Below are 13,158 nucleotides of genomic sequence, written 5' to 3'. Positions count from 1 at the left end.
GATGAGCCGACTTGTTGTGATTGAGCGAAGCTCCTTCCCTTGTGGGCTGGACGGTCCGCTCGAACGCGATGCCCCCTACTGTCCCGACAAATCCCGTTGCAGGATCGACCCTCAACCTGAAGATCCTGCCGGTTACCTTCGAGCAACACTGCACTATTCTGGCTGGCGTATGCGCACCAAATCGGCCTGCTGAGACGAATCTTCGCTCACATTTAGTCATGCCAGTGGCCGGGCCACGCGTCACTACGCGCAGCCCGGTAATCCAGGCATCCCGATCAATCGATCGAAGCCCCCACCGTCTTCACCACCCCCGCCCATTTCTGCCGATCCGCCTTCACCGTCGCCCGGAACTGCTCCACGCTTTCCACGCGCGGCGAATTGCCTGCGTCGATCAGTTTCTGGCGGATAGCCGGTGTTTCCAGCGCGACCTTCACCGCATCGTTGATCTTGCGCGAGATTTTTGGATCCATCCCCTTCGGCCCGAAGAAGCCGAACCAGATGGTGCTGTTGAAGCCCGGCAGTCCGCTTTCGGCGATGGTTGGCACTTCCGGCACCACCGGCACGCGCTTGCTCGTGGTCACGCCAAGCAAGCGGACTTTGCCGGCGCGATATTGCGGCAGCACGCTCTGAACCTGGTTGAAGATGCAGCACACTTCGCCCTTGAGCACGGCCTGCAATGCATCGGGGCCGCCCTTGTAGGGGACGTGAACCATATCGAGGCCCGCGCGCGCATTGAACTCGGCGAATGCCAGGTGCGTGCCGGTGCCGTTGCCCGTCGACGCATAGTTGTACTTGCCCGGATTGGCCTTGACCTTCTCGATGAACTCCTTGACCGACTTCACATCGATCACGGCCGGGTTGATGGTCAGCACGTTGGACACTTCGACCAGCGGTGCGATCGGTGTGAAATCGGCATCGGCATCAAACGGCAAGGTCTTGTACAGCGCAGGGTTGATGCCATGCGTGGCAGCAGTGCCCAGCAACAGCGTGTAGCCATCCGGCTTGGCATGCGCCACGACTTCCGAAGCAACATTGCCGCCGGCGCCCGGACGGTAGTCATAGATGATCGTGGTCTTCAGCGACTTCTGCAGCGACTCCTGCAACGTGCGGCCCACCATGTCCACGCCCGAGCCGGCGGTGAAACCCATCAGGATCGTCACCGGCTGGTTCGGCCATTCGCCTTGCGCCTGGGCGGGCGCGGCAATGGCGCAGGCGGCGACCAGGCCGACAGTCAACTGGAGTGCTGAACGGAGGAAGAAGCGCGAGGGCAGGCGGGACATAGGGGGCACCGTCGAAGGAAATGAATGACAGGGGCGCCGGAACCAGCGCGACGCCATCACGAGCCAGGGTCTTGGCGCCCCGGACCGAAAGCCACACGATAGCAATGTTCGGGCCAAAACCAAACGACCGAGTTCGCTTGAAGGTATGCCGAGCCGGCATATGGTCGTGCCACAGCAACGCTCAGCGCCGCAGCAGCCCGACCAGCTCATCGACGTCAGGCAATGCCGCGCCGATGCCAGCCACGGCGTCCTCGCCGGCGTCCAGCACGCCATCGGCCAGCGCGCGTTTGTCCTTGTGCAACTCGACAATGCGCTCTTCGATCGTCCCCGCCGTAATCAGCCGGTACACCGTGACGGGACGCAGCTGGCCGATGCGATGGGCGCGGCCCATGGCCTGGTCCTCAGCGGCGGGGTTCCACCACGGGTCAGCGATGATCACGTAGTCGGCAGCCGTCAGGTTCAGGCCGAAACCGCCTGCCTTCAGGCTGATCAGGAAGACATCGCCCTCGCCGGACTGGAAGGCCGCCACGCGCCGCGTACGCTCCGCGGCCGGCGTGGCGCCGTCCAGGTACTGGAGCGCCAGGCCCGCACGCTCCAGCCCTTGGCTGAGCAGACGCAGAAAATCTACGAACTGGCTGAACACCAGCACCTTGTGCCCGTTGGCGGCAAGCTCGCTGGCCAGTTCGACGAAGGTGCGCAGCTTGGCGCCCTCCTGCCCGATCTCGGGTGTGACCAGCCGCGCATCGCAGGCGGCGCGGCGCAGCCGCATCAGTTGCGCCAGCACGTGGATGCGCGCCTGCGCCTGGAACTGTGCCTGCGCGATGGCCCTGGCCCGCGCGCCTACCGGTGCGCCGCGCGTGGCCTTGCGCGCGGCTTCTACACGTGCCAGCGCGGCTTCGGCGTCGGACTGGGCCTGGCGGCGCAGCGCTTCGTAGTGGGCTGCCTCGACCGGCTCCGGCTCCACGCGGATGACCACCTCGGTGCGCGCGGGCAGATCGTCGAGCACCTGCGCCTTGGTCCGGCGCAGCACGAACGGCGCGATCATTCGCCGCAGCCGCTGCCGGACTTCAAGCGCGCCGCTGCGCTCGATCGGATTGGCGAAATGCTCGTTGAAACGTGCGAGCGAGCCGAGCAAGCCCGGGTTGCAGAAGCGCATCACCGACCAGAGTTCGGACAGCCGGTTTTCCACCGGCGTGCCGGACAGCGCCATGCGAAACCCTGACGGCAGGTCAAACAGCGCCCGCGCGCGGCGCGAAGCGGCATTCTTGATGGCCTGCGCCTCGTCGGCCACCACGGTGTGCCACTCGCGCGCGCAGAACGCGTGATGCGCCTGCTGCAGCAGTGTGTAGGAAACGATCACGAGGTCGCCGGCCCCGGCTTTTGCGAGCAGGGTCTCGCGCTCGCCGTCGGCATAGACATGAACGTCAAGGGTCGGCGCGAATCGCCGCGCCTCGGCGGCCCAGTTACCGCACACGGAAGTCGGTGCGACCACAAGGCCCGCACCACCGCCCGCGCGGGCCAGCAGCACCGCCAGCGCCTGCAGCGTCTTGCCCAGGCCCATGTCGTCGGCCAGGCAGGCGCCGAGCCCGGCCGCGGCCAGCGTCATGGCCCAGCGGAAGCCGTCATGCTGGTACGGGCGCAGTTCCGCTGCCAGGTTGGCCGGCACGGCGATATCCGCCTCGCGCGCGGCGCGCAGCCGCGCGAGCCGCTGGCGGAAATGCGCATCGGGATCGATCCCCGCGCCGGCCAGCACGTCGTCCAGCCACGGCGTCGCCATCAGTGGCACGCGGATGCCATCGGGCACGCGGTCGGCCACGCTGGCCAGGTCGCGCAAGCGGCCGCGCAGCGTGCGCGTGAGTGCTATGTAGACGCCCTGCCCCATCGGCACGAAGCGGCCGGCGTGGCTGCCGGTCCAGTCGATCAGCTTGCCGAGTTCGAGCACGAGCCCCTCGGCCACGCGCAGCTCGCCCACCAGCCGGTACCAGGCGTTGCGGGTTTCGACGGCCACGCTGAGCTGCGGCAGGTCCGCGGCCAGCACGCGCATCTCCTTGCCGCGCGGCCACTCCAGCGCCTGGACGGCCGGCAGGCGTGGCAGCGCTTCGACCACGGCCAGTGCGTCTTCGGCATCGTCGAGCATCCAGTTGTGCTCGCCGCCGGGCGGGGCCAGCGGCACCAGGAACGGCAGTTCGGCGAAGACCTCGGCCACGTGGGCCAGCTCCGCCTCCAGGTCGCGCTGCGTGGACAGCGTTTCGCCACGCACGGTGGCCATCAGCCGCTCGCGTCCCGCCCCCGGCGCCAGGCGCGGGCCGAGCGGTCCCAGCGGCGTGACCACCAGCCGCAGCGCAATGCCCTGGCCTCGTGGCGCCACTTCGGCGCGCAGCCGCGACTCGGGCTCCAGTTCGCGTACGGCGCCGGTCGGGTCCGCCTCGACCTGGAAATGCCCGGCCAGCGCGCGCAGCGTGCGGTCCAGTTGCGCGCGGCCGGCTTCGGGGATGGCCAGCCCGTCGGCAATCAGCCGAGCTGCCCCTTGTTGCGCGGGCGTGAAGCGAATCACGCGCAGCCGCTGCGGTCCATCGCGCAGCACGGTGATCTGCCGCAGGGCCTCGGCATCCTGGCGTGCCGCGGCCGGCAGGAAGGCGTCCATGTCGGGCGCTTCGCGCAGCGGGGGATAGATGCGCAGCACATAGCGGCCGTCGGTGTGCACGGCCTCCAGCGCGGGCGATCCTTCGATCACCTCCAGCGGCTGCTCCGGCGATCGGGCCAGCACCACGGCCGGATGTCCGATCAGTGCGACGATAGCCGCCGCCCGGTCGAGCACGTAGCGCCGGTTGTGCGACTGGTCGCGCCGGATGGCTTGCGCGACGCGTGTATCCCAAGGTTGCAGTTGACCGTCCTCCGCCACGCGCGCCAGCGCTATGGGCCGGGGCTTGCCCCAGCCGCGCGCGCCGCGCGACTGCTCCAGCGGCTCGATCGCGGCGACGGCGCCGTCGGCATCCAGCGTCAACGCCCATAGCAAGCGGCGATCGTGCGCGTTGCCGGCGGCCGCGCTGCCGCCAGCGAGCTCCTGCAACGCTTCCAGCGCCTGTTGCCAGGCCTGCGAGGCGCTGTCGGGGCGAGCTGCGGGGTCGGGAGGAAGGGCCGAAGGCACGGGAACCGGTGCGGACAGAGGAATTTGGGGAAGAACGACGGGAAAGCGGGCATTTTAGACCGCCTTTCCCCGTCAGCCGCGTTGGCACCCATGTCGCCGCAGCTTACAATGTGTGCTTTTGCCGCAGCCGGGTTTCCGGTGGGATCGGCAAACCAGACAAGAAGTGGCTGACGTTCCATCCGGCCTGGCCGGCACGGCGACAGCCCGACCCAAATCCGAAGCACGACACCCCGCAACACCATGACGCAAACCGCCAACATCGTAGAAATCGGCGCTGAAGACATTCCGCTGCACTGCCCCACCGCCAATACGCCGGCCTGGAACTACCATCCGCGCGTCTTCCTGGATGTGGTGGATACCGGTGAAGCCAAGTGCCCGTACTGCGGTACGGTGTACAAGCTCAAGCCGGGCACCGTGCTGAAGGGCCACCACTGAGCGGCGCGCGCCGCTCCCGCGGCACCCCGACGCTCCGGGCCGCCTGGCGGCGCTCCGGGGCGTTGACGTTTCCGCCCGTCGCGCTCAAGCGCGGGCAAGCTTCGCCCCATTCATGAAAAAAGCCCTCGTCATCGCCCCCGACCGGATCAGCGACGCGCTGATGGCCCAACCGCTGCTGGCGCTGCTCAAGGCACGCCATCCGCGGCTGGTCATCGATGCCCTTGCGCCCAAATGGGTCGGCCCCGTGCTGGCACGCATGCCGGAGATGGGCAGGGTCTTTCCGAGCGACCTGACGCACGGCAAGCTGCAGCTCTCGGCCCGCTTCATGTTTGCCCAGCAGCTCAAGAACGAAGGCTACGACATGGCCTACGTGCTGCCGGAGACGCTCAAGTCGGCGCTGATCCCATGGCTCGCCGGTATCCCGCTGCGCGTCGGCTACCGTGGCGAATCGCGTTTCGGCATGCTGAACGTGAGCCACGCCAATCCGCCGCGCAACGGCCGCCCGGTCATGGCCGAGCACTACGCCCGCCTGGCGCTGCGGCCCGGCGCCAAGCCGCCGGCGGAATTATCCGAGCCGCGCCTGCGCACCGACCCGAACCGTATTGCCGCCACCGCGGAGCGCTTCGGCATCCCACCGCAGACGCGCCTGATCGCCTTCTGCCCGGGGGCCGGCTTCGGCCCCGCGCGGCGCTGGCCGGCCGCGCATTTCGCCAGGCTGGCGCAGATGCTGCGACGCTCGTACCCGTATGCCCTGATGATCACGCTGGGCGCGGCGGCCGACGCTGATGCCGCGGCCGAGATCACGAAAGAGGCGCCCTTCGTGCGCAACCTGTGCGGGCAGACCTCGCTCGACGACGCCATCGACTTGCTTGCGCTGTCCGAGGCCGCGGTCTGCAACGATACCGGCCTGATGCACATCGCCGCGGCGCTGAACCGGCCGCAGGTGGCCGTGTTCGGCTCCAGCGATCCGCGCCAGACGCCGCCCCTGTCACAGGCTGCGAGTATCATGTGGCTGCAACTTGAATGCAGTCCGTGTCTCAAACACGAGTGTCCCCTGGGACACCTGCGCTGCCTGAAGGACATCGAGCCCGAGATGGTGTTCGTCGAGCTGCGCAAGCTGCTGCACCGGCCCTGACTCCTGACATCGCGACCATGCCCCGTTTTGCCCGTCTGTTCGATTCCGCGGAAGACATTGTCCAGGCCTTCCGCGAGGCCATGAAACTGCGCGATGCCGAGGGCGCGCTGCGGCTGTGGCTCGACGAAGACTCGATCACCTGCATCATGCCTGACGGCCAGCGCCTTATCGGCCATGAACACCTGCGCCAGGCGTTCTTGCAACTGCTCGAAGAACAGCCGGTGCTGATCGATGCGATCGAGACCAGCAGCCATGCGTCGCTGGGCGTGTCGATCTTCGACGTGACCGAGGCCCTGCGCTTCGGCGCGGACCGGGTCGAGGCCGACCTGTACGTGCACACCACCTACGTGCTGATGCAGAACCACGAGGGCTGGCGCCTGGCCCATATCCACTGCAGCCCCGCCAATGCCGTCCAGGTAGCCTCCGTGGCCGCGGCGCCGGGACAGGCGCTGCACTGAAAGCCGCCACCAGCCGCGCGCCTGCGCGAGCGGTCCTTCGCATGATCCAGCCGGCATGACGCAGCTTCCGCACCATCGCCTGCCCCCCAACACCCAGGCCAGTACATCCGCCCATGCTTATGGGGATGGCATCGCCATGCCGTGGTGGCTGCGTGGCGGCCACGCCCAGACCATTATTCCGGCGCGTTTTACGCAGCGGCCGCCGCGCGTGCACTTTCGCCGCGAGCGCTGGGAAACGCCGGACCAGGACTTTATCGAACTGGACTGGACCACGCACGCCGTGCGCGCCAACACGCCGCTGCTGGTGATGTTCCACGGGCTGGAGGGCGACTCCGGCAGCCACTACGCGCAGGCGCTGATGCACGCATTGCAGCCGCGCGGCTGGCAGGGCGTGATCCCGCACTTCCGCGGCTGCTCGGGCGAACTCAATCGCGCGCCGCGCTTCTATCATTCGGGCGATTCCGCCGAGATCCGCTGGGTCCTTGAACGCCTGCGCCGCGAGCATTGCGCCGATGGCAGGCCGATGCTGGTGGTCGGCATTTCGCTGGGCGGCAACGCCTTGCTGCGTTACCTTGGCGAACAGGGCAGCGCAGCTGGCTATCTCAGCGCTGCCGCGGCTATCTCAGCCCCGCTGGACCTGGCCGCCGGCGGCGCGGCGCTGTCCGCCGGGTTCAACATGCTTTACACGCGCATGTTCCTGCAGACGCTCAAGCGCAAGTCCCTGGCCAAGCTGGAGCAGTTTCCCGGTCTGTTCGACCGCGACGCCATGCTGGCGAGCCGCGACCTGTACGCGTTCGACAATATCGTGACCGCGCCGCTGCACGGCTTTCGCGATACCGACGACTACTGGAAACGCGCATCGAGCAAACCCGTGCTGGGCGAGATTGCCGTGCCCACGCTGGTGCTCAATGCGCGCAATGACCCGTTCTTGCCGGCTCGGTATCTGCCTGGCCCCGCCGACGTCAGCCCACAGGTCTGGCTGGAGCAGCCCGAGCACGGCGGGCACGTTGGCTTCATGACACCGCGCACCGGCCTGCTGGGACAGTTGCCGCTGCTGCCGTTCAGCGGGCATATCGAATGGCTGCCTGCAAGGATCCTGCGCTTCTTCGACAGCATGTCCTGAAGCCGGCCCGCAAAGAGGAGACACGACGATGGATGAATCCGTCCGGCAAGCGATGGCGCGCTGGCCCGATGTGCCGAACTGCTACGGCTGGCTAGCCCTGGACCGACGCGGCCAATGGCGCCTGCGCAACGAGTTCGCGCAACAGCACGGCCTGTCGGGCGACCCGATCCGGCACGAAACGCTGGTGGCGTTCATCGAGCGCAACTACCTGCATGACGAGCGCGGCGCGTGGTACTTCCAGAACGGGCCGCAGCGCGTCTTTGTGTCGCTGGCTTATGCGCCATGGGTCGTGCGGCTGCATGAAGGCCGCCTGCGCACGACCACGCAGCGCGCGTTTGCCGCGCAAGCCTGCTTTGCCGACGAACAGGGCAATGTCGTGCTGGCCGGCAAGATCGAAGGCGAGGAAGGTGATTCGCACGCGGCGCTGCTGCACGACCACGACCTGGACCTCTTCAGCGGCACCTGCGAGTGGCATGGCGACGCATGCGGCGCGGATCTCGGCGTGTTCCGCCATGACGGCCGCGACATTCCGATCGAACCGATTGGCGCCGACGAGGTGCCGAAGCGCTTCGGCTTCGTGCGCGACCCGCAGGCGCCGGCCGCCTGATCGGGCCGGCCAGGATCAGTTGGGCATGCCCTTGTTGTCCTGCCGTTCCTCGCGGTATTGCCGCTGGAGCTGGTGCAGCCGCGCATCGACCTCGGACAAGGTGTAGAAATCGCCATCGCCGGCCTTGCGCGCGATCTGCAGCTGTTCGATCGCGGCCTGGAAGGCGCCCTCCATCGCATACTTCTCCGCCAGCGCCTGGTGCTGCTGCACACGCTTGCCTTGTCCGGCGTAGGCACGCGCCAGCATGTCCCACCATTCGCTGCGCCCGGTCTCTTGCCGCGTGCGCTCGCGCAGGAACGCGACCGCCGCATCGTACTGGCCGGTGCCGAGCAGCGTGTCCGCATAGGCAAGCGCCACGGCGTGCGACAGCGGGAAGGCCTTCATCGATGCCGTGGCCTGGCTCATCGCCTCCGGCACGCGGCCCTGCTGGCGCGCGAGTTCGATCGCCATCACGTCGAGCATCGGGCTGCCCGAACTGGCGCCGGGAATATTGCCGTAGAGGCGGCGCGATTCGGCCAGCTCCTGCTCGGCGGCAGGGTAGCGGCCCAGGCGCTGTTCGATGAAGGCCAGGCCGTAGTGCAGCGCCGGCGAGCGCACCACGGAGGCGCCGGCCAGTTGCGCGCGTATGGCAGTGCGCAGGTTCTGCAGATCGCTGGGCGAGCTTTCCTGGATGACGCGGGCGCGCATGCGCGCAAACTCGTAATCGGGCGTGTTCGACACCTTGCGGGCCATCACGTGGCTGACGCGGTCCTGCATGTCGGCAATCCGCTCGGACGTAAGCGGGTGGGTGCGTACATACGAGGGCACCGAATTCTCCGCCGTACCCGATGAGCGTTGCAGCCGCCGGAAGAAGTCGGGCATGCCCTGAGGATCGAACCCGGCAGCCGTCATGATCTGGAAGCCGACGCGATCGGCTTCGCGCTCGGCGCCGCGCGAGAAGGACAGCTGGTTGGCAATGGCCGCGCCCTGCCCGCCCATGGCGAGCGCTGCGGCGGCATCGGGACTGCGCGTGGCCGCCAGCCCGGCCAGCACCATCGAGGCCAGTGCGATCCACATCGACTGGTCCTGCTGGGTGATGCCGCGCGCGATATGGCGCTGCATCACGTGGCCGATTTCGTGGCCGAGCACCGACGCGAGTTCCGACTCGGTCTCGGATTGCACCAGCAGACCGGTATGCACGCCGACATAGCCGCCCGGCAGCGCGAAAGCGTTGATGCTGCGGTCGCGCACGGCAAACAGGTCGAAGCCGGTGGCGAAGGTCCCGGAGCCGTTCGAACCCGAGATGCTCTGGCGCCGCGCGGCCTGCACCAGCCGGTAGCCAAGCGCGTTCAGATAGTCGGACAGCAGTGGGTCGGCCACATAGGCCGGATCGCGCCGGATATCGCGGATGATGCGGTCGCCCAGGCGCTTTTCCATATCCGGCGACAGCGCCGCCGTGGACGGATCGCCCATGTCCGGCAACTGGACGCCGCCAACATCGACCACCGGATTATTGGTGCGCAGGCCGAACTCGGATTTCTGCCCCGCCTTGACGCTGCGATTGAGGTTGTCGTAGACCTGGTCGCTGGTTTCGACGGGGGGCGCGATCGCCACCTTGGCCGCGGCGCCCGACGCCCCCGCCGGCGCGCTGCCCTGCGGCCACGCGGGCGTGACCATGGTCAGCGCGATCAGCGCCACCAGCGAGCGGCGCCATGGCCTCGCATGCCGTGCCGGGACATGTGATGCCGGGCCGGCAGGCGTAGCGCCTGGCAGCCCGCAAAGGCCGGCGGGGCCGGGCCTGCGAAGCAATGGGGTCTTGGGCATGTTGCTATGATAGCGGCCTCCGCAAGCCGTTCCCATTAGCGGTTTGCCGCACGTTGCCGTACAGGAACCCGCCATGACGCAGCTTACCCATTTCGATACCGCCGGACAGGCCCACATGGTCGATGTCGGCGACAAGGCCAGCACCCATCGCGTGGCGGTGGCCACCGGCACCATCACCATGCTGCCCGATACCTTTGCGCTCGTGCGCGACGGCACCGCGAAGAAAGGCGACGTGCTGGGCATTGCGCGGATCGCCGCAATCATGGCAACCAAGCGTACCGCCGACCTGATTCCGCTGTGCCACCCAATCGGCCTGACCAAGGTGGCAGTGGACTTTGCGCTGGACGAGGCGGCCGCCAGCGTGACCTGCACGGTCCGCACCGAAACGCGCGGCCAGACCGGTGTGGAGATGGAAGCGCTGACCGGCGTGCAGGTCGCGCTGCTGACGATCTACGACATGTGCAAGGCGGTGGACCGGGGCATGGTGATGGGCGGTGTGCGCCTGATGGAGAAGCACGGCGGCAAGTCGGGCGACTGGGTGGCCGGCGCCTAGACGGAAGCCTTCACAACCGGAGGTCTACGGCGCCTCCGCCCAGTCGGCAAGAGTCTGATGCCCGTCCGATGACGCTGAATCGTAAATCGTCAGCGGAAGAGAACCGGCCACGCGTCCGACGGCTGCATCGGACCATTCGCTGCACCGGATACTGTTGCGGCCCGCTTCCTTCGCTTCATACAGCAGGGCATCGGCTGCGGCAATCAAGGTCTTTTCGGTGGCACCGTGCCTCGCCACCGAAAAATCCACGGCCAGCACGCCAAAGCTGGCGGTCGTCGGGATCTTGCCGCTGGCGGCGTCGGCAGTCGGATTATCCACAATTGCCGCGCGCAACCGCTCGGCGACGGACAAGGCACCGTCAAGATCCGTTTGCGACAGGACCAGCAGGAATTCTTCCCCGCCGTAGCGCACCACGCTATCGACATGCCGGCGCGTCATCGCCTGAAGCAGGTCCGCCACATGTTGAAGCACGGCATCGCCGGTCTGATGGCCGAAGGTATCGTTGATGCGCTTGAAGTGGTCGATATCGCAAACCACAAGGGTCAGCCAATACTTGTAGCGCTCCGCCCTCGCAATTTCCATCGGCAGCAGCGTTTCATGCAAATGGCGCCGGTTGTAGCACCCGGTGAGATGGTCCCGGGTCGACTGGTGCTTCAGCTCGATCAGCGCCCGGTATTCGTCGCGCCATAGCCGGTGGTAGCGGCGGGCTGCCACCAGCCCGAAGCTGTTGGCCAGCAGCAAGAGCATCGTCATGGTCAGGGCATCCGAATGGGTCAGGCTCCCCTTCTTCACCGCGATCAGGATGAAGACCGCAGTGGCAGCGATAGCGATGCCCTTTGCAATGACCAGCCGGTTGGGAATAAAGATATAGACAACGATCAGCATGATGCACAGTGACATCGCATGCCATGGAATCTCGCTGGGTCGGTACCAGACGATCAGCATGAAGGTTGCCATGCCCACGACCTCGGCGGCACTGGCCACGAACCAGTGCGCCGCGATGGATTCGGACTCGTCGCGCAGCAGATACAGGCCCATGACCGCCGTGATCGCGACCAGCATGCGGCCGACGAACAGGATCAGCGCCACGCGCCCATAGCCCAGCGCCGCGACATCCGTCATGGAAAAAGCCAGATAGAAGGCCGAGCAGAACAGCAGTGTCAGGTGCAGGGACGACCGGCTGCGCGTCAGATGGTGGCGCTGGAATGCCAGCTCCGTTTCTGCCCGGCGGAACTCCACGCGCAACGGGTCAATGGCAAATTCAGATGGGGATTCGAGGTTCACGGTCTTGTGTGCGTGATAACTTCGAAACACTTTATTACAAATTCCGCCGCAGTGCGGTGAAGTAGAAAAATCAAAGTGCATTTTGCAACGCCCCGGCGAACGGTGGATCGCCCTGCGTACGGTCGGCGCATCGTGCCGTAATAAAGGTAACGCCGCATTTCACGGTGCCTGCGGCACCGCCGGCGGGCGTAAATTGGTATTCAATATCAATCAGGCCAGCATGGCCGGACAGGCCGCGGCACCGTAGTGCCGGCGCGGCCTGGCGCATTCGCATAGGTGAGATCCATGAACGGGCGCAAGCTTTGCCAGTTGGCACTGGCTCTGGCGGCGGTCACCACCAGCGGCGCGGCAGTCGCCGGCCGGGCCTATTATCACGGCGGCGGCGGCTACTATCACGGTGGCTATTACCACGGCGGTTACTATCACGGCGGTTACTACCCGGCGCGTGTCGGCGTGGGCGTGTATTTCGGCCCGGGATTCGTGTACGGGGGGTATCCCTATGGCTACTATCCGTACCCGTACTACTATCCGCCCGCGGTCATGACCGCACCGGCGTCACCGCCGCAATACATTGAACAGGGTCCCAACGGACCGGTAGCCGCGCCCGGACCGGAAGGCGGCATGCCCGGACCTGAAGGCGCCATGCCCGACGCACCGGCGCAGGCGTGGTGGTACCACTGCAACCAGCCGGAAGGTTATTACCCCTATATCCACGCATGCCCTGGCGGCTGGCAGAAGGTGCCGGCGCAGCCGCCGGCCGGTTCCGTCCCCCCTGACCCGGGTGCAACGGGGATGTCGTCATGAAGGCATGTGCTTGCGTTATCCGTCGTCCGCTGGCCGTTCCACTGGCTGTGGCAACGCTGGCATTGGGTGCCTGCGCCGTGATGCCATCGGGTCCCTCCGTCATGGTGCTGCCGGGTACTGGCAAGAGCTTTGACCAGTTCCGGATTGACGACGGCAACTGCCGCCAGTACGCATTCGGACAGGTGGGTGGCGTCAGTTCCGCGCAGGCGGCGAATACCAGTGCGGTCGGCAGCACGGTGGTGGGTACCGCGCTGGGCGCCGCCGCGGGCGCGGCATTCGGCGGCGGCGAGGGTGCAGCCGTGGGTGCCGGCGTAGGTTTGCTGACCGGTGCGGCATTCGGCGCGAGCAATGCGCAGTACTCGGGCTACGGCACGCAGCAACAATATGATGGCGCCTACCTTCAGTGCATGTATGCCAGCGGGCACCGCGTGCCGGTCCACGGCAACATGGCAACGGTGGCGCGGCCAGCGCCGTCTTACTACTATCCGCCGCCGCCTCCGCCACCGGGGTACGGCGGGTCGTATTGAG

Annotated in this window: 12 protein-coding genes; 8 read left to right on the top strand and 4 right to left on the bottom strand. The window is 67.0% G+C overall.

Features of this window, described 5'->3' with window-relative positions; genetic code table 11:
• Positions 1 to 275 precede the first annotated feature (275 nt).
• Together ACIGJC_RS02855 and ACIGJC_RS02850 are read right to left on the bottom strand one after the other, a co-directional pair.
• Entirely contained in the window at positions 276 to 1,289 is a 1,014-nt protein-coding gene (locus ACIGJC_RS02855; protein ID WP_483710517.1) for a Bug family tripartite tricarboxylate transporter substrate binding protein, read from the bottom strand.
• Between the two features lie 172 nt (positions 1,290 to 1,461).
• Positions 1,462 to 4,428, bottom strand: a complete 2,967-nt coding sequence (locus ACIGJC_RS02850) for an SNF2-related protein (protein WP_483710516.1) — start codon at positions 4,426 to 4,428, stop codon at positions 1,462 to 1,464.
• Between the two features lie 240 nt (positions 4,429 to 4,668).
• On the opposite strand from ACIGJC_RS02850, the gene ACIGJC_RS02845 reads away from it, so the two are divergent.
• The 5 genes from ACIGJC_RS02845 (at position 4,669) to ACIGJC_RS02825 (ending at position 8,186) form a co-directional block, all read left to right on the top strand.
• The gene (locus ACIGJC_RS02845; protein WP_211948900.1) at positions 4,669 to 4,863 is read left to right on the top strand and encodes a zinc-finger domain-containing protein; all 195 of its coding nucleotides are present in this window, start codon (positions 4,669 to 4,671) and stop codon (positions 4,861 to 4,863) included.
• Between the two features lie 112 nt (positions 4,864 to 4,975).
• Positions 4,976 to 5,998 (top strand): lipopolysaccharide heptosyltransferase II, encoded by a 1,023-nt coding sequence (gene waaF, locus ACIGJC_RS02840; protein ID WP_483710515.1) that lies wholly within the window; start codon positions 4,976 to 4,978, stop codon positions 5,996 to 5,998.
• 17 nt (positions 5,999 to 6,015) lie between these two features.
• Positions 6,016 to 6,456: a YybH family protein gene (locus ACIGJC_RS02835; RefSeq protein WP_483710514.1), complete on the top strand. Its 441-nt coding sequence runs from the start codon at positions 6,016 to 6,018 to the stop codon at positions 6,454 to 6,456.
• Positions 6,457 to 6,511: 55 nt separating this feature from the next.
• Positions 6,512 to 7,579, top strand: coding sequence for a YheT family hydrolase (locus ACIGJC_RS02830; protein WP_483710513.1), 1,068 nt, complete (start codon positions 6,512 to 6,514; stop codon positions 7,577 to 7,579).
• A gap of 28 nt (positions 7,580 to 7,607) precedes the next feature.
• On the top strand, positions 7,608 to 8,186 hold the full coding sequence (locus ACIGJC_RS02825; protein ID WP_483710512.1) for a DUF2946 family protein: 579 nt from the start codon (positions 7,608 to 7,610) through the stop codon (positions 8,184 to 8,186).
• Positions 8,187 to 8,201: 15 nt separating this feature from the next.
• Here the strand turns inward: ACIGJC_RS02825 and ACIGJC_RS02820 are convergent, their stop codons facing one another.
• Positions 8,202 to 9,989 (bottom strand): beta-barrel assembly-enhancing protease, encoded by a 1,788-nt coding sequence (locus ACIGJC_RS02820; RefSeq protein WP_483710511.1) that lies wholly within the window; start codon positions 9,987 to 9,989, stop codon positions 8,202 to 8,204.
• A gap of 73 nt (positions 9,990 to 10,062) precedes the next feature.
• On the opposite strand from ACIGJC_RS02820, the gene moaC reads away from it, so the two are divergent.
• Positions 10,063 to 10,542 (top strand): cyclic pyranopterin monophosphate synthase MoaC, encoded by a 480-nt coding sequence (gene moaC, locus ACIGJC_RS02815; RefSeq protein ID WP_483710510.1) that lies wholly within the window; start codon positions 10,063 to 10,065, stop codon positions 10,540 to 10,542.
• A 24-nt stretch (positions 10,543 to 10,566) separates the two neighbouring features.
• Here the strand turns inward: moaC and ACIGJC_RS02810 are convergent, their stop codons facing one another.
• Positions 10,567 to 11,907 carry a GGDEF domain-containing protein gene (locus ACIGJC_RS02810; protein WP_483710509.1) on the bottom strand — a complete coding sequence of 447 codons (1,341 nt, stop codon included), beginning with the start codon at positions 11,905 to 11,907 and terminating at the stop codon, positions 10,567 to 10,569.
• Positions 11,908 to 12,111: 204 nt separating this feature from the next.
• On the opposite strand from ACIGJC_RS02810, the gene ACIGJC_RS02805 reads away from it, so the two are divergent.
• Complete coding sequence (locus ACIGJC_RS02805; protein ID WP_483710508.1) at positions 12,112 to 12,630, top strand: hypothetical protein; 519 nt, start codon at positions 12,112 to 12,114, stop codon at positions 12,628 to 12,630.
• Entirely contained in the window at positions 12,627 to 13,157 is a 531-nt protein-coding gene (locus ACIGJC_RS02800) for a YMGG-like glycine zipper-containing protein (protein WP_483710507.1), read from the top strand. Before ACIGJC_RS02805 ends, ACIGJC_RS02800 begins: the two co-directional genes overlap by 4 nt.
• Position 13,158 lies beyond the last annotated feature (1 nt).

Source organism: Cupriavidus sp. C3SS-1, assembly GCF_057073755.1.
The sequence above is the reverse complement of the archived record's forward strand: the minus strand, read 5'-3'. Positions and strand labels throughout refer to the sequence as shown.

Excerpts from the sequence above, each read along its gene's own strand:
- ACIGJC_RS02845 (WP_211948900.1), top strand. The coding sequence starts at position 4,669 with ATGACGCAAACCGCCAACATCGTAGAAATCGGCGCTGAAGACATTCCG.
- waaF (WP_483710515.1), top strand. The coding sequence starts at position 4,976 with ATGAAAAAAGCCCTCGTCATCGCCCCCGACCGGATCAGCGACGCGCTG.
- ACIGJC_RS02835 (WP_483710514.1), top strand. The coding sequence starts at position 6,016 with ATGCCCCGTTTTGCCCGTCTGTTCGATTCCGCGGAAGACATTGTCCAG.
- ACIGJC_RS02830 (WP_483710513.1), top strand. The coding sequence starts at position 6,512 with ATGACGCAGCTTCCGCACCATCGCCTGCCCCCCAACACCCAGGCCAGT.
- ACIGJC_RS02825 (WP_483710512.1), top strand. The coding sequence starts at position 7,608 with ATGGATGAATCCGTCCGGCAAGCGATGGCGCGCTGGCCCGATGTGCCG.
- ACIGJC_RS02820 (WP_483710511.1), bottom strand. The coding sequence starts at position 9,989 with ATGCCCAAGACCCCATTGCTTCGCAGGCCCGGCCCCGCCGGCCTTTGC.
- moaC (WP_483710510.1), top strand. The coding sequence starts at position 10,063 with ATGACGCAGCTTACCCATTTCGATACCGCCGGACAGGCCCACATGGTC.
- ACIGJC_RS02810 (WP_483710509.1), bottom strand. The coding sequence starts at position 11,907 with ATGCACTTTGATTTTTCTACTTCACCGCACTGCGGCGGAATTTGTAAT.
- ACIGJC_RS02805 (WP_483710508.1), top strand. The coding sequence starts at position 12,112 with ATGAACGGGCGCAAGCTTTGCCAGTTGGCACTGGCTCTGGCGGCGGTC.
- ACIGJC_RS02800 (WP_483710507.1), top strand. The coding sequence starts at position 12,627 with ATGAAGGCATGTGCTTGCGTTATCCGTCGTCCGCTGGCCGTTCCACTG.